This window comes from Polaromonas sp. UC242_47, assembly GCF_044452385.1.
Classification (GTDB): domain Bacteria; phylum Pseudomonadota; class Gammaproteobacteria; order Burkholderiales; family Burkholderiaceae_C; genus Polaromonas.
The window spans coordinates 1,759,811-1,782,382 of record NZ_JBIOAO010000001.1 but is presented as its reverse complement, the minus strand read 5'-3'; the positions used below and the strand labels follow the sequence as shown (position 1 = coordinate 1,782,382).

17 protein-coding genes and 1 pseudogene are annotated in these 22,572 nt (G+C 61.6%); 10 read left to right on the top strand and 8 right to left on the bottom strand.

The window, feature by feature from the left end; genetic code table 11:
- Nucleotides 1–86 precede the first annotated feature (86 nt).
- The 5 genes and pseudogenes from dnaK (at nt 87) to fghA (ending at nt 7,070) form a co-directional block, all read left to right on the top strand.
- Complete coding sequence (gene dnaK / locus ACHMXK_RS08755; RefSeq protein WP_397439492.1) at nt 87–2,027, top strand: molecular chaperone DnaK; 1,941 nt, start codon at nt 87–89, stop codon at nt 2,025–2,027.
- Nucleotides 2,028–2,143: 116 nt separating this feature from the next.
- On the top strand, nt 2,144–3,286 hold the full coding sequence (dnaJ, locus tag ACHMXK_RS08750) for a molecular chaperone DnaJ (RefSeq protein ID WP_397439490.1): 1,143 nt from the start codon (nt 2,144–2,146) through the stop codon (nt 3,284–3,286).
- 175 nt (nt 3,287–3,461) lie between these two features.
- Nucleotides 3,462–4,683, top strand: a pseudogene (locus tag ACHMXK_RS08745) (glycerophosphodiester phosphodiesterase).
- A 261-nt stretch (nt 4,684–4,944) separates the two neighbouring features.
- The gene (locus ACHMXK_RS08740; protein WP_397439489.1) at nt 4,945–6,051 is read left to right on the top strand and encodes an S-(hydroxymethyl)glutathione dehydrogenase/class III alcohol dehydrogenase; all 1,107 of its coding nucleotides are present in this window, start codon (nt 4,945–4,947) and stop codon (nt 6,049–6,051) included.
- Between the two features lie 149 nt (nt 6,052–6,200).
- On the top strand, nt 6,201–7,070 hold the full coding sequence (gene fghA / locus ACHMXK_RS08735) for an S-formylglutathione hydrolase (RefSeq protein ID WP_397439488.1): 870 nt from the start codon (nt 6,201–6,203) through the stop codon (nt 7,068–7,070).
- Between the two features lie 15 nt (nt 7,071–7,085).
- Here the strand turns inward: fghA and prpR are convergent, their stop codons facing one another.
- Entirely contained in the window at nt 7,086–9,044 is a 1,959-nt protein-coding gene (gene prpR / locus ACHMXK_RS08730; protein WP_397439486.1) for a propionate catabolism operon regulatory protein PrpR, read from the bottom strand.
- Between the two features lie 252 nt (nt 9,045–9,296).
- On the opposite strand from prpR, the gene ACHMXK_RS08725 reads away from it, so the two are divergent.
- The 3 genes from ACHMXK_RS08725 to ACHMXK_RS08715 are packed head-to-tail and all read left to right on the top strand — an operon-like array spanning nt 9,297 to nt 12,645.
- Complete coding sequence (locus ACHMXK_RS08725; protein ID WP_397439484.1) at nt 9,297–10,286, top strand: tripartite tricarboxylate transporter substrate binding protein; 990 nt, start codon at nt 9,297–9,299, stop codon at nt 10,284–10,286.
- A 2-nt stretch (nt 10,287–10,288) separates the two neighbouring features.
- Nucleotides 10,289–11,182, top strand: a complete 894-nt coding sequence (gene prpB, locus ACHMXK_RS08720; RefSeq protein ID WP_397442482.1) for a methylisocitrate lyase — start codon at nt 10,289–10,291, stop codon at nt 11,180–11,182.
- A gap of 11 nt (nt 11,183–11,193) precedes the next feature.
- Nucleotides 11,194–12,645, top strand: coding sequence for a bifunctional 2-methylcitrate dehydratase/aconitate hydratase (locus ACHMXK_RS08715; RefSeq protein WP_397439482.1), 1,452 nt, complete (start codon nt 11,194–11,196; stop codon nt 12,643–12,645).
- A gap of 48 nt (nt 12,646–12,693) precedes the next feature.
- On the opposite strand, the gene ACHMXK_RS08710 is transcribed toward ACHMXK_RS08715, so the two are convergent.
- Both ACHMXK_RS08710 and ACHMXK_RS08705 read right to left on the bottom strand, forming a co-directional pair.
- Nucleotides 12,694–13,347 carry an N-acetyltransferase gene (locus tag ACHMXK_RS08710; protein WP_397439480.1) on the bottom strand — a complete coding sequence of 218 codons (654 nt, stop codon included), beginning with the start codon at nt 13,345–13,347 and terminating at the stop codon, nt 12,694–12,696.
- Between the two features lie 485 nt (nt 13,348–13,832).
- Nucleotides 13,833–14,918: a PA0069 family radical SAM protein gene (locus ACHMXK_RS08705; RefSeq protein ID WP_397439478.1), complete on the bottom strand. Its 1,086-nt coding sequence runs from the start codon at nt 14,916–14,918 to the stop codon at nt 13,833–13,835.
- 116 nt (nt 14,919–15,034) lie between these two features.
- On the opposite strand from ACHMXK_RS08705, the gene ACHMXK_RS08700 reads away from it, so the two are divergent.
- Nucleotides 15,035–15,382 carry a DOPA 4,5-dioxygenase family protein gene (locus ACHMXK_RS08700; RefSeq protein ID WP_397439477.1) on the top strand — a complete coding sequence of 116 codons (348 nt, stop codon included), beginning with the start codon at nt 15,035–15,037 and terminating at the stop codon, nt 15,380–15,382.
- A 96-nt stretch (nt 15,383–15,478) separates the two neighbouring features.
- Here ACHMXK_RS08700 and ACHMXK_RS08695 read toward each other — a convergent pair whose 3' ends face one another.
- The 5 genes from ACHMXK_RS08695 to ACHMXK_RS08675 all read right to left on the bottom strand — a co-directional run bounded on the left by ACHMXK_RS08695 (nt 15,479) and on the right by ACHMXK_RS08675 (nt 21,181).
- Complete coding sequence (locus tag ACHMXK_RS08695) at nt 15,479–16,546, bottom strand: acyltransferase family protein (RefSeq protein WP_397439475.1); 1,068 nt, start codon at nt 16,544–16,546, stop codon at nt 15,479–15,481.
- A 12-nt stretch (nt 16,547–16,558) separates the two neighbouring features.
- A complete protein-coding gene (locus ACHMXK_RS08690; RefSeq protein WP_397439473.1) occupies nt 16,559–17,512 on the bottom strand; it encodes an NAD(P)H-dependent flavin oxidoreductase in 954 nt (317 codons plus the stop codon).
- Between the two features lie 108 nt (nt 17,513–17,620).
- The gene (locus ACHMXK_RS08685; protein WP_397439471.1) at nt 17,621–19,411 is read right to left on the bottom strand and encodes an acyl-CoA dehydrogenase; all 1,791 of its coding nucleotides are present in this window, start codon (nt 19,409–19,411) and stop codon (nt 17,621–17,623) included.
- Nucleotides 19,412–19,486: 75 nt separating this feature from the next.
- On the bottom strand, nt 19,487–20,419 hold the full coding sequence (locus ACHMXK_RS08680; protein ID WP_397439469.1) for an electron transfer flavoprotein subunit alpha/FixB family protein: 933 nt from the start codon (nt 20,417–20,419) through the stop codon (nt 19,487–19,489).
- Nucleotides 20,420–20,431: 12 nt separating this feature from the next.
- A complete protein-coding gene (locus tag ACHMXK_RS08675; protein ID WP_397439467.1) occupies nt 20,432–21,181 on the bottom strand; it encodes an electron transfer flavoprotein subunit beta/FixA family protein in 750 nt (249 codons plus the stop codon).
- A 350-nt stretch (nt 21,182–21,531) separates the two neighbouring features.
- Here ACHMXK_RS08675 and ACHMXK_RS08670 point away from each other — a divergent pair, with 350 nt between their 5' ends.
- Nucleotides 21,532–22,572: a TRAP transporter substrate-binding protein gene (locus ACHMXK_RS08670; protein WP_397439465.1), complete on the top strand. Its 1,041-nt coding sequence runs from the start codon at nt 21,532–21,534 to the stop codon at nt 22,570–22,572.

The following is a 22,572-nucleotide window of genomic DNA, read 5'->3' as shown; positions in this document are numbered from 1 at the left end:
CAACATAGTCATTCACAGCGGCTGGCCTGAAGGGCCATCCCCGCTGGGTTCAATCAAGCAAATAGAAAATTTAGGAGTAAACGATCATGGGAAGAATCATCGGTATCGACTTGGGCACGACCAACAGCTGCGTGTCCGTCATGGAAGGCAACACGCCACGCGTCATTGAAAACTCGGAAGGCGCACGCACCACGCCCTCCATCGTTGCCTACCAGGAAGACGGTGAAGTGCTGGTCGGCGCCTCGGCCAAACGCCAGGCCGTGACCAACCCCAAGAACACGCTGTATGCCGTCAAGCGCCTGATCGGCCGCAAGTTTGCCGAAAAAGAAGTGCAAAAAGACATCGGTCTGATGCCTTATTCCATCGTGGCGGCCGACAACGGCGACGCCTGGATCGAAGTACGCGGCAAGAAACTGTCGGCCCAGCAGATCAGTGCCGACATCCTGCGCAAGATGAAAAAAACCGCCGAAGACTACCTCGGCGAGCCGGTCACGGAAGCCGTGATCACCGTGCCTGCGTATTTCAATGACGCCCAGCGCCAAGCCACCAAGGACGCCGGCCGCATTGCCGGTCTGGATGTCAAGCGCATCATCAACGAACCCACGGCTGCGGCCCTGGCTTTCGGCATGGACAAGCAGGAAAAAGGCGATCGCAAGATCGCCGTTTATGACCTGGGCGGCGGCACCTTCGACATCTCCATCATCGAGATTGCCGACGTTGACGGCGAAAAACAATTTGAAGTGCTGTCCACCAACGGCGACACCTTCCTGGGCGGCGAAGACTTCGACCAGCGCATCATCGATTTCATCATCGACGAGTTCAAGAAGGAATCCGGCGTCAACCTCAAGAACGACGTGTTGGCCCTGCAGCGCCTGAAAGAAGCCGCTGAAAAAGCCAAGATCGAGCTGTCCAACAGCGCGCAGACCGACATCAACCTGCCCTACATCACGGCAGACGCTTCGGGCCCCAAACACCTGAACATCAAGCTGACCCGCGCCAAGCTGGAAGCCCTGGTGGAAGAGTTGCTGGAGCGCACGATTGCCCCTTGCCGCGTCGCCATCAAGGACGCCGGTGTCAGCGTGGGCGACATCCACGACGTGATCCTGGTTGGTGGCCAGACGCGTATGCCCAAGGTGCAGGAAATGGTCAAGGCCTTCTTCGGCAAGGACCCGCGCAAGGACGTGAACCCCGACGAGGCCGTGGCCGTGGGCGCTGCCATTCAAGGTCAGGTCCTGTCCGGCGACCGCACCGACGTGCTGCTGCTCGACGTGACCCCCCTGTCCCTGGGTATTGAAACCATGGGCGGCGTGATGACCAAGATGATCAAGAAAAACACGACCATCCCGACCAAGTTCGCGCAGACCTTCTCGACCGCTGAAGACAACCAGCCGGCCGTGACGATCAAGGTGTTCCAGGGTGAACGCGAAATCGCCTCGGGCAACAAGGCGCTGGGCGAGTTCAACCTCGAGGGTATTCCGCCAGCCGCACGTGGCACGCCGCAAATTGAAGTGTCCTTCGACATCGACGCCAACGGCATCTTGCACGTGGGCGCCAAAGACAAAGGCACCGGCAAGGAAAACAAGATCACCATCAAGGCCAACTCGGGTTTGAGCGAAGCCGAGATCCAGCAAATGGTAAAAGACGCCGAGCTGAACGCCGAAGACGACAAGAAAAAAGTCGAGTTCGTGACCGCCAAGAACAATGCCGAAGCCATGGTTCACAGCGTGAAAAAATCGCTGGCCGAATACGGTGACAAGCTCGAAGCCGGCGAGAAGGAAAAAATCGAGACCGCCATCACCGAGATGGAAGAAGCCCTCAAGGGTGACAGCAAGGAAGCCATTGACGCGAAAAACACCGCGCTGATGGAAGCCAGCCAGAAACTCGGCGAAAAAATGTACGCCGACATGCAGGCGACACAGGCGGCTCAGGCCGGCGGTGCAGCCGGTGCCGAAGAAACGACGGCGGCCAAACCGGCGGCCGACGACAATGTGGTGGATGCCGAAGTCAAGGAAGTCAAAAAGGGGTAATGCCCATTTTTGAGGCATAGCCTCGATGCAGCGAAGCGGAAGCCAGGGTTCACCCCGGATTCCGCTTCGCCATATTCGGGCCGCAAGAATTTCTCCCTACTGAACACGCAATTTCCATGGCCATCAAAAAAGACTATTACGACACGCTGGGTGTTCCCAAAAACGCCAGCGACGAAGACATCAAGAAAGCCTATCGCAAGCTGGCGATGAAGCACCACCCGGACCGCAACCAGGGCGAGACCGGGAAAGCCTCGGAAGAAAAATTCAAGGAAGCCAAAGAGGCTTACGAGATGTTGTCCGATGCGCAAAAACGCGCAGCTTACGACCAGTACGGCCACGCCGGCGTGGACCCGAACCGCGGCGGCCCGGGTGCGGAAGGTTTTGGTGGTTTCGCCGAGGCCTTTGGCGATATCTTTGGCGACGTTTTTGGTGGCCAGCAGGGACGCGGCGGCCAGCGCGGCGGCCGCCAGGTCTACCGCGGCGGCGACCTCAGTTATGCGATGGAAGTCACCCTCGAAGAAGCCGCCACCGGCAAGGATGCCCAGATCCGCATCCCAAGCTGGGACGACTGCACGACCTGCCACGGCAGCGGCGCCAAGCCCGGCACCAAGGTGGTCACCTGCACCACTTGCCACGGCCACGGTGCGGTGCAGATGCGCCAGGGCTTTTTCAGCGTGCAGCAAACCTGCCCACAGTGCAAAGGCACGGGCAAGCTGATTCCCGAGCCTTGTGTGGCCTGCCACGGCGTGGGCAAGACCAAAAACAACAAGACCCTGGAAGTCAAGATTCCGGCCGGCATCGACGACGGTATGCGTATCCGCTCCACCGGCAACGGCGAGCCGGGCACCAACGGCGGCCCGCCGGGCGACCTCTACATCGAGATCCGGCTGAAGAAACACGACATCTTCGAGCGCGACGGCGACGACCTGCATTGCGTCGTGCCCATCGGCATGGCATCGGCCGCACTCGGCGGCGAAATCGAAGTGCCGACCCTGGCCGGCAAGGCGGCCATCGACATTCCGGAAGGCACGCAGTCCGGCAAGCAGTTCCGGCTGCGCGGCAAAGGCATCAAGGGTGTGCGCTCCAGCTACCCCGGCGATCTGTATTGCCACATCACGGTGGAAACACCGGTGAAACTGACCGAGCACCAGCGCAAGCTGTTCAAGGAACTCGACGAGTCCCTGAAAAAAGGCGGCGCCAAACATTCGCCCAGCGGCGAAAGCTGGACCGACAAGCTGAAAAGTTTCTTCAGCGCCTGATTGATTGCCGAGGCGAGCATCGCGCCAAGCTCAATGAAGCTTCTTCTTGAATGCCGGACTTGATCCGGCTTTTTTTCGTTGAAACCCATTCGGCTTACCCGCCGCTCGTCTGCTGACACACCGCTGCCGTCATCCGTCGCTTAGGATCAATCCTTTTAACCGGGGGAAGAATGCCATGACCGTATCGACAAAAAATCCCGCGCAGCAGCGGATCAGTTTGCTCACACTGGTGGCCGGCAGCCTACTGCTGGGCGCCTGCAGCATGAGCGATACGCGCCATAGCGCCGGCCTGCCCACGCTGGACGGCAAGGCACCGCTGGTGATCGCCCACCGCGGCGCATCGGGCTATGTGCCTGAGGAAACGCTGGAAGCCTATGCGCGCGCGATTGAGCTCGGCGCCGATGTGATCGAGATGGACCTGATCTCGACCAAAGACGGCGTGCTGATCACCCGCCACGACCCCAACTTGGCCATCAGCACCGACGTGGCCAAACATCCTGAATTCGCATCGCGCAAAAAAATCATCCAGGTCGATGGCGAAACCCAAACGGGCTGGTTCAGCAATGACTTCACGCTGGCCGAAATCCGCACGCTGGGCGCGATTTCCACCGACGCAGAGCGCCCGCAACAGTTCAACGGCCTCTACAAGGTGCCGACGTTCCAGGAAGTACTGGACCTGGCCAAAGCCAAATCGGCGCAAACCGGCCGCAGCATTGCGATTTACCCGGAAACCAAAAACCCAACCTACTTCCGCGCGCTCGGCCTGCCGCTGGAAGACAAGTTGATCGCCATCATCAAGGCCGCCGGCTGGAACAGCAAGACCGCCCCCGATTTTTGTGCAGTCGTTTGAACCCGGCAGCCTGAAGTACATGAAAAGCAAGGGCCTGAACACGCGCCTGGTCCAGCTGATTGACGGCGACGGCGTTGACATGAAAACCGGCGCCGTGACTTTCGCCGTTCCCAGCGACCGTCCCTATGATTGGACCCAAGCCGGCGACAAGCGCTTTTTCGACGCCATGGTCACGCCTGCGGGCCTCGCTGAAATCAAAACCTATGCCGACGGCATCGGCCCCTGGAAGCGCTTCATCATCAGCATCAAGGGCACGATAGGCGCAGACGGTAAGGCGATGGACATGAATGGCGACGGCAAGGTCAACGACGCGGATGCAACCTCGACCACCGCCACGACCCTTGTAGCAGACGCCCACAAGGCGGGCCTGTTTGTTCACCCCTTCACCTTCCGCAACGAGTCGCGCCGCCTGGCCGCCGACTACAAGGGCGATGCCAAAAATGAATATCTGGCCTACTACCGCCTGGGTGTGGACGGCGTCTTCACCGACTTCACCGACACCGCGCTGGCCGCGCGCGCGCAGCACCTGAAAGAAGCCGGCCGCTGACATCTGCGTTGAGAGAGCCGGGGTTTTCGCAACACGGCTTTCGCTATTAAATTGATAGCTGCTTGCGCCCATTCACCAAGGGCCAAGTGGCTATTTTTTATTGAACACCCGGCTTCTTGAGCGGCCACACGATGCGGCGCATATTTTCTCAAAATTGAACACCTGCTGCAGGATTTTCGGCGCTGACAGCACACGACCTTGCGGGGACTGGCTTATAGTGCCTGTTCGCTTATTTCTTCCCCTCAGCACGAGTCCCACCCCATGAAAACCAAAGCCGCCGTCGCCTGGAAATCAGGCGCACCCCTGACCATTGAAACCGTGGACCTGCAAGGCCCGAAATTCGGTGAAGTCTTGGTCGAGATCAAGGCCACCGGCATTTGCCACACCGACTACTACACACTCTCGGGCGCGGACCCGGAAGGCATCTTCCCGGCCATCCTGGGCCATGAAGGCGCGGGCATTGTGGTCGACGTCGGCCCCGGCGTGACCACCTTGCAAAAAGGCGATCACGTGATTCCGCTGTACACGCCGGAATGCCGGCAGTGCAAGTTCTGCCTGTCGCGCAAGACCAATTTGTGCCAGTTGATTCGCGGCACCCAGGGCAAGGGCCTGATGCCCGACGCCACCTCGCGTTTCAGCCTGGACGGTAAACCCATCTTCCACTACATGGGCACCAGCACCTTCAGCAACTACACGGTTGCGCCTGAAATTTCGCTGGCCAAAATCCGCAAGGACGCCCCTTTCGACAAGGTCTGCTACATCGGCTGCGGCGTGACCACCGGCATTGGTGCGGTGTTGTTCACAGCCAAGGTCGAGGCCGGCGCCAACGTCGTGGTGTTTGGTCTGGGCGGTATTGGCCTGAATGTGATCCAGGGCGCCAAGATGGTGGGTGCCGACAAGATCATTGGTGTGGACATCAACCCGGCGCGTCAGGAAATGGCGCGCAAGTTCGGCATGACACATTTCATCAACCCCAAGGAAGTCGAGAACGTGGTCGATGCCATCGTGCAACTGACCGACGGCGGCGCCGACTACAGCTTTGAATGTATTGGCAACACCCAGGTGATGCGCCAGGCCCTCGAATGCACCCACAAGGGCTGGGGCCGCAGCATCATCATCGGTGTGGCCGAAGCCGGCGCCGAGATCAGCACGCGGCCCTTCCAGCTCGTCACCGGCCGCAAGTGGGAAGGTTCGGCCTTTGGCGGCGCACGCGGCCGCACCGATGTGCCGAAAATTGTCGACTGGTACATGGAAGGCAAGATCAATATCGACGATTTAATTACGCACACGATGCCGCTGGAAGACATCAACAAAGGTTTTGAGCTGATGAAAAGTGGCGAATCGATTCGCGGCGTGGTGTTGTATTAGCCCCCACGCTCGCTCACTGCGTGTAGCTCCCTGCCCCCCGAGGGGGCCGCTGCGCCTGCGGTCTGGCGAAGCCAGTCCCGCGGCCCCGGCTGATGAAGAGGTAGTCCCACGTGCGCTGGTAGCATTCCTGCTTGAACTGAAAGAGCCCTATGAACCCGCAAATGGAACTCCTCAGCGACCATGCCTGCTTCGGCGGTGTGCAGCGTTTTTACCGCCACGACTCGCGCGAAATCGGCTTGCCGATGAAGTTTTCGGTGTTTCTGCCGCCGCAAATCCTGATCGACAAGGCCGGCGGCAAGGTGCCCGCGCTGATCTACCTGGCGGGCCTGACCTGCAGCGAAGAAACCTTCATGATCAAGGCCAGCGCCCAGCGGCTGGCCGCCATCCTGGGCCTGGCGCTGATCACACCCGACACCAGCCCGCGCGGCGCCAACCTGCCCGGTGAAGCCGACCACTGGGACTTTGGCGTGGGCGCCGGTTTTTACCTCGACGCCACACAAGCGCCCTGGTCGCAGCACTACCGCATGGAAAGTTACATCACGGCCGAACTGCTGCCGCTGCTGACGCAGACCCTGCCTATCCAGCCCGGCCGCATCGGCATTTTTGGGCACTCCATGGGCGGGCACGGCGCCTTGACCCTGGCCCTGCGCCACCCGGCGCTGTTCAAGTCGGTGTCGGCTTTTGCGCCTATCTGTGCGCCCCGCCACGGCCCTTGGGGCCGCAAGGCCTTCACCGGTTACCTGGGGGCCGATGAATCCACCTGGGCGGAGCACGACGCCACGGCCTTGATGGCGAAACTGAACGCGGCGCCCTACCCCGGCGGCATCCTGATCGACCAGGGGCTGGCCGATCAGTTTCTTTCGGAGCAACTGCAGCCGCATCTGTTTGAAGCGGCCTGCGCCAAAGCCGGCCAGGCGCTGCAACTGCGCTGGCATCCGGGCTACGACCACGGTTATTACTTCATCGCCACCTTCATGGCCGACCACCTGAACCACCACGCCCGACAACTGTCGGAGTAAACGCGAGAAGTTCTCTCAGGCGCGCAACTTGCGCCAGAGTGTGGCCCGGCTGATGCCCAGCCGCTGCGCGGCCTCTGCCTGATTACCGGCGCATTCCGATAACACGGCCTGCAAATGGGCTTTCTCCGTCTGCCGGGTGAGGGCCTTGAGATCGGTGGTGCCGAACGCGGCTGTTGCAGGAGGCTGGACGCCGCCGCCAGCAAGGCGCGGCCCATGCAACTCGGGCAGCAGGCGCTGCAAATCGTCCGGGCTGGGGATGCCGTGGAGGGCGATGCAACCTATGGCCAGCCGTTCGGCGGCATTTTCCAGCTCCCGCACATTGCCGGGCCAGCTGTGGGACATGAACAAGGGCAGCACCGCCTTGATGATGTCGCGCGCCTCGTCCTGCAGACCAGCACGTTTGAACGCGGCATCGAACAGCGTCACGGCCAGCAGCGCCAGATCTTCCGGGCGTTGCCGCAGCGGCGGGATCACCACCTGCAGGATGTTCAGGCGGTAAAACAGGTCTTGCCTAAACTGCTGCGCCCCCACCATGGCCAGCAAATCGCGGTGGGTGGCGGCAATGACTCGCACGTCGACCGGAATGGACTCGCGGCCGCCGACCCGCATCACCTCTTTTTCCTGCAACACACGCAACAGCCGGGTCTGCAGCGCCAGCGGCATTTCGCCTATTTCATCCAGAAAAATAGTGCCCAGATGCGCCGACTCGAACAGGCCGGCCTTGCCGCCCCGGCGGGCGCCGGTGAACGCGCCGTCCTCGTAACCAAACAGTTCACTCTCCAGCAGCGATTCCGTGAACGCGCCGCAATTGATGGCCAGGAAAGGCTCTGCGGCACGCCGGCTGGCATTGTGAATTCCCTGCGCAATCAGCTCCTTGCCGGTGCCGCTTTCGCCTGAAATCAAAACCGTGGCGTCGCTGCGCCTGGCATAGGTCTCGCACAGGGTGACCAGTTGTTTCATGCGCGGGGACACAGCCGCCACCTGCTGCAGGTGGTAACGCGCGTGGCGGGTCTTGACCTGCTGGTGCAGGCGCAAACGGCTGGTGACCTGCTCAACGTCGCCCGAGTCAATGACGGTCAGCACGGCGCCGGTTTGCACGCCTTGCTCAAACACCGGAACCCGGTTGATGACCAGCGTGCGCTGGCCGACCTGTTCCACACTGCCCAGGTCGGGCCAGCCCCGCGTCAGCACCGAGCCGGCGCGAACGGCCGGCAGCACCTCACGCAGCGGCTTCCCCAGCCATTGCGCCATCGGTGTGTCCGGGCTGCCCGCCAGGCGCAACATGGCCGGGTTGACGGAGAGCACCTGCTGCTGCATATCTATGGCGACAACGCCGTCGCTCAGATGCTGCAACACCGCATCCAGCTGCGCATGGCGCGAAGCCTCCACATGTTTGATGCGGGCGATCTCCACGGCGTCCGAAAAAGCCTGGCGCGCCGAATCCGGGGCGTAGAGAAACACGCCGTGCAGGCCCAACTCGTCGGCCAGGTTGGCGACCAGTCCCGGACCCACCACCACGTCCATGCCCTGGGCCGCCAGCGCCCGTATGCAATCCCTGGCCTGGTCGGCCGTCTCGTAGGCGCGCTCCTGAATCGGCAAATCGAACAACTGAATGAATTGACTCAGTTCCGGCGCCGTGGTTTTATGGGTCACGATGGCGATGCGCTCCGACACCTGGCGCGCACGCGTCAGCGCGGCCAGCAGGTCAAAGCCGCCGACCTTGAGCAGCACCAGAGGCAGCGCCAGATGCTGGCGCAAATAGGCCCCGTTGGAACCGGCCGCCACAATCACATCGCAGCGTTCATGCCTAAGGCGCGCCTGAATCTCCTCCACCGCGTCCGCGAAGCCTTTGTTGATGATGTGGATGTCGGCCTGCGCCGAAAACTCCGGCGCGATGCTACGAAAAATGTCGGTCAGGCGGTAGGCGCTCACCGCCCATATCACAGGGCGGCTACTTGTGTCTTTAAGGCTCATGGGACTGTCCAGGAATGCTGAGTAGGTGCTTTGGATTATGGTGCTTATGTTTCAATTTTGAAAAATAAACCATCTTTGCAACAACAAAAATGAAACACAAATGCCACCCTGCTTGAAGGCATAGAAAAATCCTCAATCAAATCAATGCCTTTCATGCTTTTCTCCAAAAGCATCTTCCAGGCACAGCTTTTGCGCTTAACGGCTAGCCTCTACCTGGAGGCAAGTCATTCAATAAATATTAGGAGACCTGATATGAATCCAGACATCACGCGTCGAGATTTCGCTACGCTGGCGCTTGGCGCCCTGGGCGCACTTGCGGCCCCAGCCAGTTTTGCGCAAAGCGGCAGCTTCCCGATGAAACCCATCAAGATCATTGCGCCCTTTGCCCCCGGCGGCGGCACCGATTACATTGCGCGCGTGGTGGCCAGCAAGCTGGGCGAACGGCTGGGCCAGCCTGTGATCGTAGAAAACCGTCCCGGTGCCGGCGGCATTCTGGGCACGGAGTTCGCGCTCAAGTCCCCGGCGGATGGCTACACCTTGCTGCTGGTGGCCGGCAGCTACACCGTCAACCCGGGTGTCTACAAACTCAACTTCGACCCCATCGCCGACATGACACCGGTGATCCAGCTGTCTCGCGGCGCTTATGTGCTGGCGGTCAACGCGGCCGTGCCAGCCAAGGACCTGAACGAGTTGCTGGAGCTGATGCGCAAGGCACCGGGGAAAATCACCTACGGCTCCAGCGGCCAGGGCGGCCATCTTCACGTCGTCACCGAATACATGCTGGACCTCGCCAAGGTCAAGGCCACCCATGTGCCCTACAAGGGCACCGGCCCCGCGATCACGGACCTGATCGCCGGCAACATACAGATGATGTTCGCGGGCACAGAAGCCGTGATGCAACATGTCAAATCGGGCAAGCTGCGGGCGCTGGCCGTCGGCACGGCCAAGCGGCTGACCGCCTTCCCCAACATCCCGACCGTGGCCGAGAGCGGCCTGAGCAGCTACGACGTGGTGGCATGGCATGGCCTGATCGCCCCCAAGGGTGTGCCGGCCCCCATCATTGAAGCCCTGAACCGTGAGATCAATGCGACCCTGGCATCCAAGGAAATGGAGGACAGGCTTGCCAGCAACGGTGTGGGCACGGCAGGCGGTTCGCCGGCGCAGTTCGGCAGCTTGTTGCAGGCCGAAGTGGAACGTTACGGCAAGGTGATTCGCCAGGCCGGCATCAAGGTGGACCAATGAACATGCCAACATCCTTGCCACGCCTCTCCGCAGGCGCCGCCTTTCGCACGGCAGTCGACCGGGAAGCGCCGCTACAGATCGTAGGCGCCATCACGGCCTACACCGCCCGCATGGCCGAGGCCTGCGGCTTTCAGGCCCTGTATATCTCGGGCGGCGGTGTCGCCGCCAATTCCCTGGGCATGCCGGATCTGGGCATCAGCACCATGGAAGATGTGCTGGTGGATGTGCGCCGCATCACCGACGCTACCACCTTGCCGGTGCTGGTGGACATAGATACCGGCTGGGGCGGCGCCTTCAACATCGCCCGCACCATACGCTCCTTCAGCAAGGCTGGCGCCGCCGCCGTGCATCTGGAGGACCAGGTCAGCCAGAAGCGCTGCGGCCACCGGCCCGGCAAGGAGCTGGTGGACACGGCCGAGATGGTGGACCGCATCAAGGCCGCTGTCGATGCCCGCACCGACGAGAGTTTTGTGATCATGGCCCGCACCGATGCGGCCGCAACGCTGGGCCTGCAGGCCGCGATAGACCGCGCCTGCGCCTACGCCGAGGCCGGTGCCGACATGATTTTCCCCGAAGCCATGACCGAGCTGGCGATGTACGGCCAGGTCAAAAAAGCCGTGCAGCGGCCGGTGCTGGCCAACCTCACCGAGTTCGGCGCAACGCCCATCTTCTCGCTCGACGAGCTCCGCTCGGTCGATGTCGACATGGCGCTGTATTGCTGCGGGGCTTACCGCGCCATGAATGCCGCAGCCCTGAATTTTTACCAGGTCTTGCGCCGCGACGGCCACCAGAAAGCAGCCATACCAACCATGCAGACGCGAGCAGATCTGTACGACTATCTCAATTACCACGCCTACGAGCAAAAACTCGACGCCCTTTTCGCCTCCCAAAAATAAGCAACCACACCATGTCAGATTCCATCTCCAACGTCCGCCCCCAACCCGACCAGGTGCTGGTCGATATCGCCGACTACGTCAGCCAGTACATCGTCGACAGCCCGCTTGCCTATGACACCGCGCGCACCTGCCTGATCGACACCCTGGGTTGCGGCCTCGAAGCCCTTGAATACCCGGCCTGCACCAAGCTGCTCGGACCGGTGGTGCCCGGCACCGTGGTGCCCCACGGCGCCAAGGTGCCAGGTACGCAGTTCCAGCTGGACCCGGTCGCGGCCGCCTTCAACATCGGCACCATGATCCGCTGGCTGGACTTCAACGACTGCTGGCTCGCCGCCGAATGGGGCCACCCCAGCGACAACCTGGGTGGCATCCTGGCCACCGCCGACTGGCTGAGCCGCCAAGCCGTCGCGGCCGGCAAAAAACCACTGACCATGCGCGACGTGCTGACCGCCATGATCAAGGCGCACGAAATCCAGGGCGTGATTGCGCTGGAAAACTCCTTCAACAAGGTGGGCCTGGACCATGTGGTGCTGGTCAAGGTCGCCTCCACCGCGGTGGTCGCGCACATGCTGGGTCTGAGCCGCGACGAGATCATCAACGCGGTGTCGCTGGCCTGGCTGGACGGACAAGCGCTGCGCACCTACCGCCATGCACCCAACACCGGCTCGCGCAAAAGCTGGGCCGCTGGCGACGCCACCAGCCGAGCGGTGCGCCTGGCGCTGATCGCCCGCACCGGCGAAATCGGTTACCCGAGTGTGTTGAGCGCCAAGACCTGGGGCTTTTACGACGTGTTGTTCAAGGGCCAGCCCTTCAAGTTCCAGCGCCCCTACGGCAGCTACGTGATGGAACATGTGTTGTTCAAGATCAGCTACCCGGCCGAGTTCCACAGCCAGACGGCGGTCGAAGCGGCGATGACGCTGCGCGGACAACTCGCCGCATTGAACAAGACCAGCGACGACATCCGGCGCGTGACGATACGCACCCACGAGGCCTGCCTGCGCATCATCGACAAAAAAGGCCCGCTGAACAACCCGGCCGACCGCGACCACTGCATCCAGTACATGGTGGCGGTGCCGCTGATCCACGGCCGCCTCACGGCCGCCGATTACGAAGACCAGGTCGCCGCCGACCCGCGCATCGATGCCCTGCGCGACAAGATCAGCTGTGTCGAGGATCCGCAGTTCACACGGGACTACCACGACCCGGAAAAACGCAGCATCGCCAACGCCCTGACGGTTGAACTCAAGGACGGCACCGTGTTACCCGAGATCGTGGTCGAGTACCCGATAGGCCACAAGCGCCGCCGCGCCGATGGCCTGCCGCTGCTCGAAGCCAAGTTCCGCACCAACCTGGCCCGGCGTTTCCCCAAGAAGCAGCAAGACCGTATCGCCGCGGTCAGCCTGGACCCGCAGCTGCTGGATGCGATGGCGGTCAACGATTATGTGGACCTGTATGTGATCTGAAGCGCCGCGCGGTTGGCACTAGGGCGCTGAGGTTCTTCTATGCGGAACTCAGCGCATGCCGGTCGCCGCGGCAAAACGATCCACCGTCCAGGCCTCGCCCAGCAAGATCATGCGGGTGTGCAAATCGTCCAGGGTGCGCGCGGGCACGTCCCGGCCCAGATAAGTCAGGGTCTTGTTGCGCAGGTCCACATAACCCAGCTCATGGCGCCTGGCCAGCGCATGCCACAAGGCATGCGCGCCCGTCGACTGGCGTGCGCCCGAGACCAGGCACAAGCCCGCGCCCAGGCCCCACTGGTAAATGCTGCTGGCCAGGCCGCGCCGCTGGTAGGCCTCGTCGTAGCGGGAGTGTGGTGCCCGTATATAGCGGTCGGCGCGGCGATTCACTTCGATCAGGCGGTTGAACACCGTGTAACCGGCCAGCCGCTTGTGCCGGATATCTTCCACGTACACATAAAACTCGCCATCGGCCTCGCGGAAACGAATCATCAGTTCGGGTTGGCCGGGCAGTTCCATCGCAGGGATGCCGTGCAAACGGTCGCCCGGGGTGTACATACGATCGTAGAGGGATTCGAATTCATCTTCGGCCGGTTTGTGGCTGACGTCTATGCGCAGCTCCATCGGGCGGTTGAACCACGACGACAAGGCCGACCAGGACGGCCAGGGCGGCAGACCGGGAAACAAGGGGGGCATGGCAAGCACCATGAAAAACTCCAGACGTGCAAAGGCCGCGGCCAATCACAGGCGGCCGTAACAAGACCTTGGGCAGCCAGCCAAAACTAGTGCTGCCGAAAAGGTGCGCGAAAGGTGTGTTGATGGCGCGTGAGGCGTAAGGCGAACCTGCCCCTGGGCGCTGGATGCGTCGACCTGCCACACTCAGGTCGACGCTGACTTAGCGTGCGGCCTGGGGTCCGTCGATATAGCGTGGCACGGCAGCGCCGTGGCGGCTGCGGCCACGCGGGAGAGTCATGAGCAGGCAGGCGGGCACCCAGGCCCCTGCCCGGCACGGGCACAGGTTTGCCATGAAATGCAAGCCGTGCATGAATCCACTTCTCCACAAGTGTTGCCTGCGGCCACAGGCAGGCTGCGGCGAGGCGGGTTGGACAAAGTCCGGTATCTTAGCCAGCTCGCAATATCGCACGTTGGCAGTGCGATATTGCGTCTGGCGAGCGGTGCAGTCGCCCAAAAACTCAGAACAGACTGGCCTGGCCCGACGCGCTGGGCGGTCTGAACCGGCTCAGGTCCAGCTCGACACGGGCGCGGTTCAAACCCAGGCGCTGACAGGTTTTGGAAAAACGCTGGGCAATCAACTCGGCCCACAGGCCGCTGCCCTTCATGCGCGAGACGAAGTCGCTGTCGTAATCTTTGCCGCCGCGCATCTCCTGGATACGCGCCATGATGCGTGCCGCACGCTGCGGGTAATGTAGCTCCAGCCATTGCTTGAACAAGGGTGCCACCTCCCAAGGCAGGCGAACCACGGTGTAAAACGCGGTGCGTGCGCCGGCTTGCCAGGCGGCCTCCAGCACCTTCTCCATGTCGTCGTTCACAAACGGGATCTGCGGCGCGACGCTGACACCAACAGGTATGCCCAACGCCGCCAGGGTTGCTATGGTGCGCAGCCGTCGATGCGGCGCGGCGGCACGCGGCTCCAGCTTGCGCGCCAGTTCGCCGTCCAGCGTGGTGATGGTGATATACACCGCGGCCAGCTTGTCGGCCGCCATGGGTGCGATCAGGTCGAGATCGCGCTCCACGCCGCTGGACTTGGTGACCAGCGAAAACGGATGGCGCGCCTCCTGCAAAACTTCAATCACGCGGCGCGTCAACCGCAACTCGCGCTCCGCCGGCTGGTAACAGTCGGTGGCCGAGCCGATGTTGAGCAGCTTGGGCACATAACTGCGTTTAGCCAGATCCGCGCGCAAGACCTCGGCGATGTTGCGCTTGGCAATGATTTTGGTTTCAAAGTCCAGGCCCGGCGACAAATTCAGGTAGCTGTGGGTGGGCCGCGCGTAACAATAAATGCAACCGTGTTCACAGCCCCGGTAAGGGTTGAGGCTGTAGTCAAAAAAGATGTCGGGCGAATCGTTGCGCACGATGGCGCTGCGCGCGTCTTCAAACAAAACTTCGGTATCCAGACGCCGTTCCTCTTCGCCCGCTTCTTGAAGCGTGCCCCAGCCGTCGTCGTAGGCGGCCCGCGTATCTTTCTCGAAGCGGTGCGCGATGCGTGTGGCCGTGCCTCGGCCCTTGATGGCGTGGAGGGAAATGATCGCGTCGCTCATGGCAGTTAGCATTGACTGTATAAATATACAGTTATTTTATCCAACACCCCTGACGACTTCAGAAAAACCATGCTGGCCTGACAATCAAAGCTTCTTTTTCATAGCCCTGCCCTCGCATGACCCAACGCCCCCAAAACATCTACGACCGCTACCACGCCCATGTTTATTTCGGCCCGGATACCGTGGAACAGGCACGTGCCTTGTGCCAGCAGGCGGGCGCAATTTTCAAGGTCACTGTAGGGCGCGTGCATGAACGCGAGGTTGGCCCGCATCCGCACTGGAGTTGCCAGCTGGCCTTTGACAGCGCGGAGTTTGAGCGCCTGATCCCCTGGCTGGAGCAACACCGCAACGGGCTCGATGTGTTTGTGCACGGCCTCACGGGCGACGATCTGGCCGACCACACGACCCATGCCAGTTGGCTGGGCCAGGCCTCGGTGCTGAAGCTGGATATGTTCAGGCGCTGAGCGGACAGCCTGAATCGCTACTTATTTGATAGCTGCTTGCGCCCATCAGCTGTTGGCTGGAGGCACTTTCACTCAAAGAAGCACCTGTAGCGGGCGTTACTGCGGCATCAGGCGGTTTCTGCGCCAGGCGCGCAAAGGCGCATGCGGCGACTCAACACCGCGGTACAGCGCTGCACCGGCCAGCAGGGACAGCAGAAACGCGGCCAGCAAACCCAGGGTATTGGCCAGCAACTGCGTTGGCCAGAAATGGCTGACAAAGGCATTCACCAGCAGACACACCGGGAAGTGGATCAGGAACACCGAATACGAAATTTGCCCAAGCTGCAGCAGCCCAGGCGCTTGTAACCAGCGTGCGGTCCACAGGCCGCGCTGCAGCCCCACCAAACCCAGCGCCACCACCACGGCCACGAGTATCCGGCCCCTGAAATCAAGCGCCAGCGCCAGCCCGCCCAACACGGCGATGGCCAGCAACCAGCGCGCCGGCTGGGTGCTGCGCGAGGCCCACCAGGCCAACATGCCCAGCGCGTAAGAACCAAAAAAGTACAGCCCCGTCGCGTCCAGTCCGGCAACCCGGTTGACATACAACAAGGACACCGCCGCCAGGGCCAGCACCAGCCAGCGGTGCCGCGTATCACGCAGCAGCGACAACACGGCCACGCTGATCACAAACAACTGGAAATCAATCGCCACATACCAGATGCCGGCCGACAAGGCCTCCTGACCCAGAACGTCCTGTAGCAAAAAGATGTGGCTCAGCAATTGCCAGAAGGTGGGCGCGTCCGGCACCGAATCACCGGCCAACCAGGGACGCACCAGGGCCGCGACCGCGACCGTGATGAACACCGCCACCATCAAGGGCAGCGCCAGCCGGCGGTAACGGCGCAGGATCAGGCGACCGGGTTGCTGGAACACCGCGACACCCTTTGGCGCCAGGGAACAGGCCGCGAGAAAACCGCCGACCACCAGAAACACCTGCACCGCCATGCGGCCATAGGTGTAGAGCCAGTCCATCAGGCCGGGTGCGGCGTGGTGCACCACATCCGACATCGGGCCGTAAAAAGCCAGGTGGTGCCAGATGATCAACACGCAGGCCAAGGCCTTGAGCGCGTCGATCCCGGGCAGGCGCTGCGCAGGCGGCGCCGTGGCGGCGGCCGGAATAACCATGCGGCGCGAGGCCTAGACGCCCACCCGTTGGCGTGCGTGCTGGTACTCGCGTTTGAGCTGAGCCACATAGTCGGCCGTGCTTTGCACCTTGTTGACCGCGCCTATGCCCTGGCCGCAGCCCCAGATGTCTTTCCAGGCTTTTTTGGCGTCGCCGCCGAAGTTCATCTTGCTCGCATCACTCTCGGGCAGATTGGCCGGGTCCATGCCGGCGGCGATGATGGACGGCGCCAGGTAGTTGCCGTGTACACCCGTGAACAGGTTGCTGTAGACGATGTCGTCGGAGCTGCTGTCCACGATGGCCTGTTTGTAGGCATCCGCGGCGCGGGCTTCATCGGTGGCGATAAAGGCCGAGCCGATGTAGGCAAAGTCGGCGCCCATGGCCTGCGCGGCCAGCACGGCGCCGCCGGTCGAGATTGCGCCGGACAAGGCGATCGGGCCGTCAAACCACTGGCGGATTTCCTGGATCAGCGCAAACGGGCTTTTCACGCCGGCATGGCCGCCGGCACCGGCCGCCACGGCCACCAGGCCGTCCGCGCCTTTTTCAATCGCCTTGCGCGCGAACTTGTTGTTGATCACGTCGTGCAAGACCACGCCGCCGTAGCTGTGCGCTGCGGCATTGATGTCTTCGCGCGCACCCAGCGAGGTGATGTAAATCGGCACCTTGTATTTGACGCACATTTCCATGTCGTGGTCCAGCCTGTCGTTGGACTTGTGCACGATCTGGTTGATGGCAAACGGCGCGGCAGGTTTGTCGGGATTGGTTTGGTTGTAGGCAGCCAGGGTCTCGGTGATTTCGGCCAGCCAGTCTTCGAGTTGCGCCGCCGGTCTGGCGTTGAGCGCGGGCATGGAACCCACCACACCGGCCTTGCATTGTTCAATCACCAGCTTGGGGTTGCTGATGATAAAAAGCGGCGAAGCGATGATGGGCAGCGTGAGTTTGTCGAGCGGAGCAGGCAGTCTGGACATGGTGTTTTCCGTGTGTAGAAGCAAGAATTTATGAAGAAAGAGGCTGTAGCCCCCGTCTTATGGACGCAAACAGCTACTCTTTTAATAGCGATTTCAGCAAGCGCCGGTTTAAAACGCTTCCAGCGCCAGCGCCGTCACGCTGTCCGCACCTTCAACAATGCTGTCGCGCAGGCCGGGCGCCTTGCTCAGCAAATGGTCGGCGTAAAACACCGCGGTGATGATCTTGGCTTTCATGAAGTCGGCGTCGTTGCCTTTGGTCAGCTCTTCTTCCGCCACCAGCAGCGAACGCGCCAGTTGCCAGCCGGCCACCAGGTTGCCGGCCAACATCAGGTAAGGCACGCTGCCCGCAAAAACAGCGTTCGGGCTGGCTTTGGTGTTGCCGGCGACAAATTCCACCACGTCCACAAAAGCCTCGCGTGCAGCTTTCAGGCGTTTGGCCACGGCTTTTGCGGCCGCGCCGCCCTGCTTGATCAGCGCCGCTTCCGTCTTCTCGATCTGGCCGGCAATGCCTTTGGCCGTCTGGCCGCCGTCACGCGCGGTTTTGCGGCCCACCAGGTCGTTGGCCTGGATGGCCGTCGTACCTTCGTAAATCGTCAAAATTTTGGCGTCGCGGTAATACTGCGCTGCGCCGGTTTCTTCGATGAAACCCATGCCGCCATGCACCTGCACACCTAAGGAGGTGACTTCCAGGCTCATCTCGGTGCTGTAACCCTTGACCAGCGGCACCATGTATTCGTAGAAAGCCTGGTTTTGCTTGCGCACGTCCGCATCGGGATGGTGGTGCGACGCATCGTAGGCGGCGGCGGCCACCGAAGCCATCGCGCGGCAACCTTCGGTGTAGGCGCGCATGGTCATCAACATGCGTTTGACGTCGGGGTGGTGAATGATGGGCGCGCTGGCAGCGATCGAGCCATCCACCGGCCGGCTTTGCACCCGATCCTTGGCGAAAGCCACGGCCTTCTGATAGGCACGTTCGGCAATCGCAATGCCCTGCATGCCCACGGCGTAACGCGCCGAGTTCATCATGATGAACATGTATTCGAGGCCACGGTTTTCCTGGCCCACGATATAACCCACGGCGCCGCCGTGGTCACCGTATTGCAACACCGCCGTCGGGCTGGCCTTGATGCCCAGCTTGTGTTCGATACTGACGCAATGCACGTCGTTGCGCGCTCCGAGTGCGCCGTCTTTGCCGACCATGAACTTGGGCACGACAAACAGGCTGATGCCTTTCACGCCTTCGGGCGCACCGGTGACCCGTGCCAGCACCAGGTGCACGATGTTTTCGGCCATGTCGTGTTCACCATAGGTGATGAAAATCTTGGTGCCGAAAATTTTGTAAGTACCGTCGGCCTGCGGCTCGGCGCGACTGCGCACCATCGCCAGGTCGGAGCCGGCTTGCGGCTCGGTCAGGTTCATGGTGCCTGTCCATTGGCCGCTGACCAGTTTTTCCAGGTAGGTGGCCTTGAGTTCGTCCGAGCCGGCCGTCAGCAGCGCTTCAATCGCGCCGTCCGACAACAAGGGGCACAGCGCAAAACTCATGTTGGCCGAGTTGAGCATTTCGCCGCAGGCCGCCCCTATGGTTTTGGGCAGGCCCTGGCCGCCAAAATCCAGCGGATGTTGCAGGCCTTGCCAGCCGCCCTCGGCATATTGTTTGTAGGCGTCCTTGAAGCCGGGTGTCGTCGTGACTTCACCGGATTGAAAGCTCGAAGGATTGATGTCGCCTTCGCGGTTCAAGGGTGCCAGCACCCCTTCATTGAACTTGGCACATTCTTCCAGCACCGCTTGCGCGGTGTCAAAACCGGCTTCTTCAAAGCCGGGGATTTGCGCCACGGCATCGATGTCGGCCAGGTGCTTGATGTCAAACAACATGTCCTTGAGGGGGGCTTTGTAGCTCATGTCTTGTCTCCAGTATCCAGATATCGATTGGCCAGAAAAAAGGCACCGCGAACGATGCCTTGTCCAAGCGCTTGGTTACAGCGCAGCCACCAGCTCAGGCACGGCCGTGAACAGGTCCGCTTCCAGGCCGTAGTCGGCCACCGAGAAGATGGGTGCTTCCGGGTCCTTGTTGATCGCCACAATCACCTTGCTGTCCTTCATGCCGGCCAGATGCTGGATCGCGCCGCTGATACCGGCCGCGATATACAGCTGCGGCGCGACGATCTTGCCGGTCTGGCCGACCTGCCAGTCGTTGGGCGCGTAACCCGCGTCCACCGCAGCGCGGGAGGCGCCCAGGGCGGCACCCAGCTTGTCGGCCAGCGGCATCATGACTTCGTTGAACTTCTCGGCGCTGCCCAGGGCGCGGCCACCGGAGACGATGATTTTGGCGGCGGTCAGCTCTGGCCTGTCGTTTTTGGCAATTTCGCTGCCCACAAAGCGGGACTTGCCGCTGTCGGCCACGCCGCTCACCGTTTCAATGGCTGCCGCGCCGCCGCTGGCGGGGGCGGCGTCAAAGCCGGTGGTGCGCACGGTGATGACTTTGGTGGCGTCCAGGCTTTGCACGATGGCAATGGCGTTGCCGGCGTAAATCGGGCGCTCGAAGGTGTCCACCGCATCGACCTTGGTGATGTCGGAGATCTGACCCACATCCAGCAAGGCGGCGACGCGGGGGGCGATGTTTTTGCCGGAGGCGGTGGCCGGGAACAGGATGTGGCTGTAGCTGCCGGCCAGGGCCAGCACCTGGGCGGCCATGTTTTCGGCCAGGCCGTGTTCGAAGTGGGCGGCATCGGCGTGGATCACCTTGGCCACGCCGGTGATCTGGCTGGCGGCCTGGGCGGCGGCGGCGGCGTTCAGGCCGGCCACCAGCACATGCACCTCGCCACCACATTGGGCGGCGGCGGTGACGGTGTTCAGAGTCGCCGGCTTGATGCTGGCGTTGTCGTGTTCTGCAATAACAAGTGCGGTCATGTCGTCGGTTCCTTAGATGACTTTGGCTTCGTTGCGGAGTTTGTCGACCAGGGTGGCGACGTCGGCGACCTTGATGCCGGCGCTGCGTTTGGGCGGCTCGCTGACCTTGAGGGTCTTCAGGCGGGGTTTGACATCGACACCCAGGTCTTCGGGCTTGAAGTTGTCGAGCTGCTTTTTCTTGGCCTTCATGATGTTGGGCAAGGTGACGTAACGCGGCTCGTTCAGGCGCAGGTCGGTGGTGATGATGGCGGGCAGCGTGAGCGACAGGGTTTCCATGCCGCCGTCGACTTCGCGCATGACCACGGCCTGGCCGTCAATGATGTCGACCTTGGAGGCAAAGGTGGCCTGGGGCCAGCCCAGCAGGGCGGCGAGCATCTGGCCGGTCTGGTTGCAGTCGTCGTCGATCGCCTGTTTGCCCAGGATCACCAGCTGGGGTTGTTCTTTCTCGACCAGGGCCTTGAGCAGTTTGGCCACGGCCAGGGGTTGCAGCTCTTCGGCCGTCTCGACCAGGATGGCGCGGTCGGCGCCTATGGCCATGGCGGTGCGCAGGGTTTCCTGGCATTGGGCGACGCCGCAGCTGACGGCAATCACTTCAGTCGCCAGGCCTTTTTCTCTCAAGCGCGTGGCTTCCTCGACGGCAATCTCGTCAAAGGGGTTCATGCTCATCTTGACGTTGGCGATATCCACGCCGCTGCCATCACTCTTGACGCGCACCTTCACGTTGTAATCGACGACGCGTTTGACCGGGACCAGGACCTTCATGGGAGAACTCCAGAGTTTATTGATTGACGTTCACGTAAAGCTTTTGATTCTATGCTGCACCTGCACAATGTCCCGAAAAATAAGCCTCTTCGGAGGAGAATCCGCCAGGCCAGCAGAAAAAAGAACGATCGTTCTATTTCATTATAAAGACCTGCCCGGCCCGAATTAGAGCCACACATCCATCATTGTTGCTCTGGCGACAATTAGCAGACCGATGGGTCGGTTAATTCGGGTAAGTAAGGACAGACCGGCGCAAATCGCGGGCTTAAAGTGCTTATTCCGAATGCATCAGGTGGCAACCGCTGCCGCGTCGGCCCCCTCATCCCCCGTGAGACCACCCCGGAGTGTTTATGAACATCAAACCCATCGCCGTCGCGCTGTTGACTGTTTGCAGTGGTCTGGCCTCTGCACAAACCGTGTTCACCGTTTCCAGCTGGCTGCCGCCCACGCACGCCTTGAGCCTGGCCCAGAAAGAATGGTGCGACCTGCTGGAAAAAAACACGGCGGGCAAGATGAAATGCAACATCCTGCCGCGTGGTGTCACGGCCGCGCCGGGTACTTTTGATGCGGTCAAAAATGGCCTGGCCGATGTGTCCTACACCGTGCACGGTTACACCCCGGGCCGTTTTGTCTACACCCAGATGGCCGAATTCCCCTTCCTGGGCAACACCTCCGAGCCGATTTCCGTTGCCTTCAACAAGGTGGCCATCCAGAACCCGCAGTTTCTGGCCGAACACCAGGGCGTGAAGGTGATTTCCTTCTTCACCCATGGCCCGGGCATCGTGTTCAACACCAAGCGGCCGGTGACCAGCGTCGAAGAACTGGGCGGCCTGAAGTGGCGTGTGGGCGGCGGCATGGTCAACGAAATTTCCAAGGTGCTGGGCATGAATGTGACCCTGAAACCGGCGCCCGACTCTTATGAGTTGTTGTCCGGCGGCGTGATGGACGGCACCTTGTTCCCGGCCGAGTCCACCGAGTCCTTCCGGATCGACAAACTCATCAAATACGCCACCACCTTTCCCGGCGGCCTGTACAACACCAGTTTTGTCTTCATGATGAACCAGGGCAAATACGACAAACTCACGCCCGACGAAAAAAAGGCCGTGGACGCCATCTCCGGTGAAGTGGCCGCCCGCATGTATGGCCGCGGCTGGGACCGGATGGACAGACGCGCGACGGCCTTGATGCAGGCCAACAACGTACAAATCGTCAAGGCCGACGCCAAGTTTGTGGCTGAGGTCAAAGCCAAAACTGCACCGCTGGAGCAAAAGTGGGTCAAGGATGCCCAAGCCAAGGGCCTGAAAGACCCCCGCCAAAATCCTGGCCGAGTTCCGCGCGGAAATCAGCCGCCAGGAAAAGTAAGCCTCTTGCCAGCGAAGACCCGGGTTTGA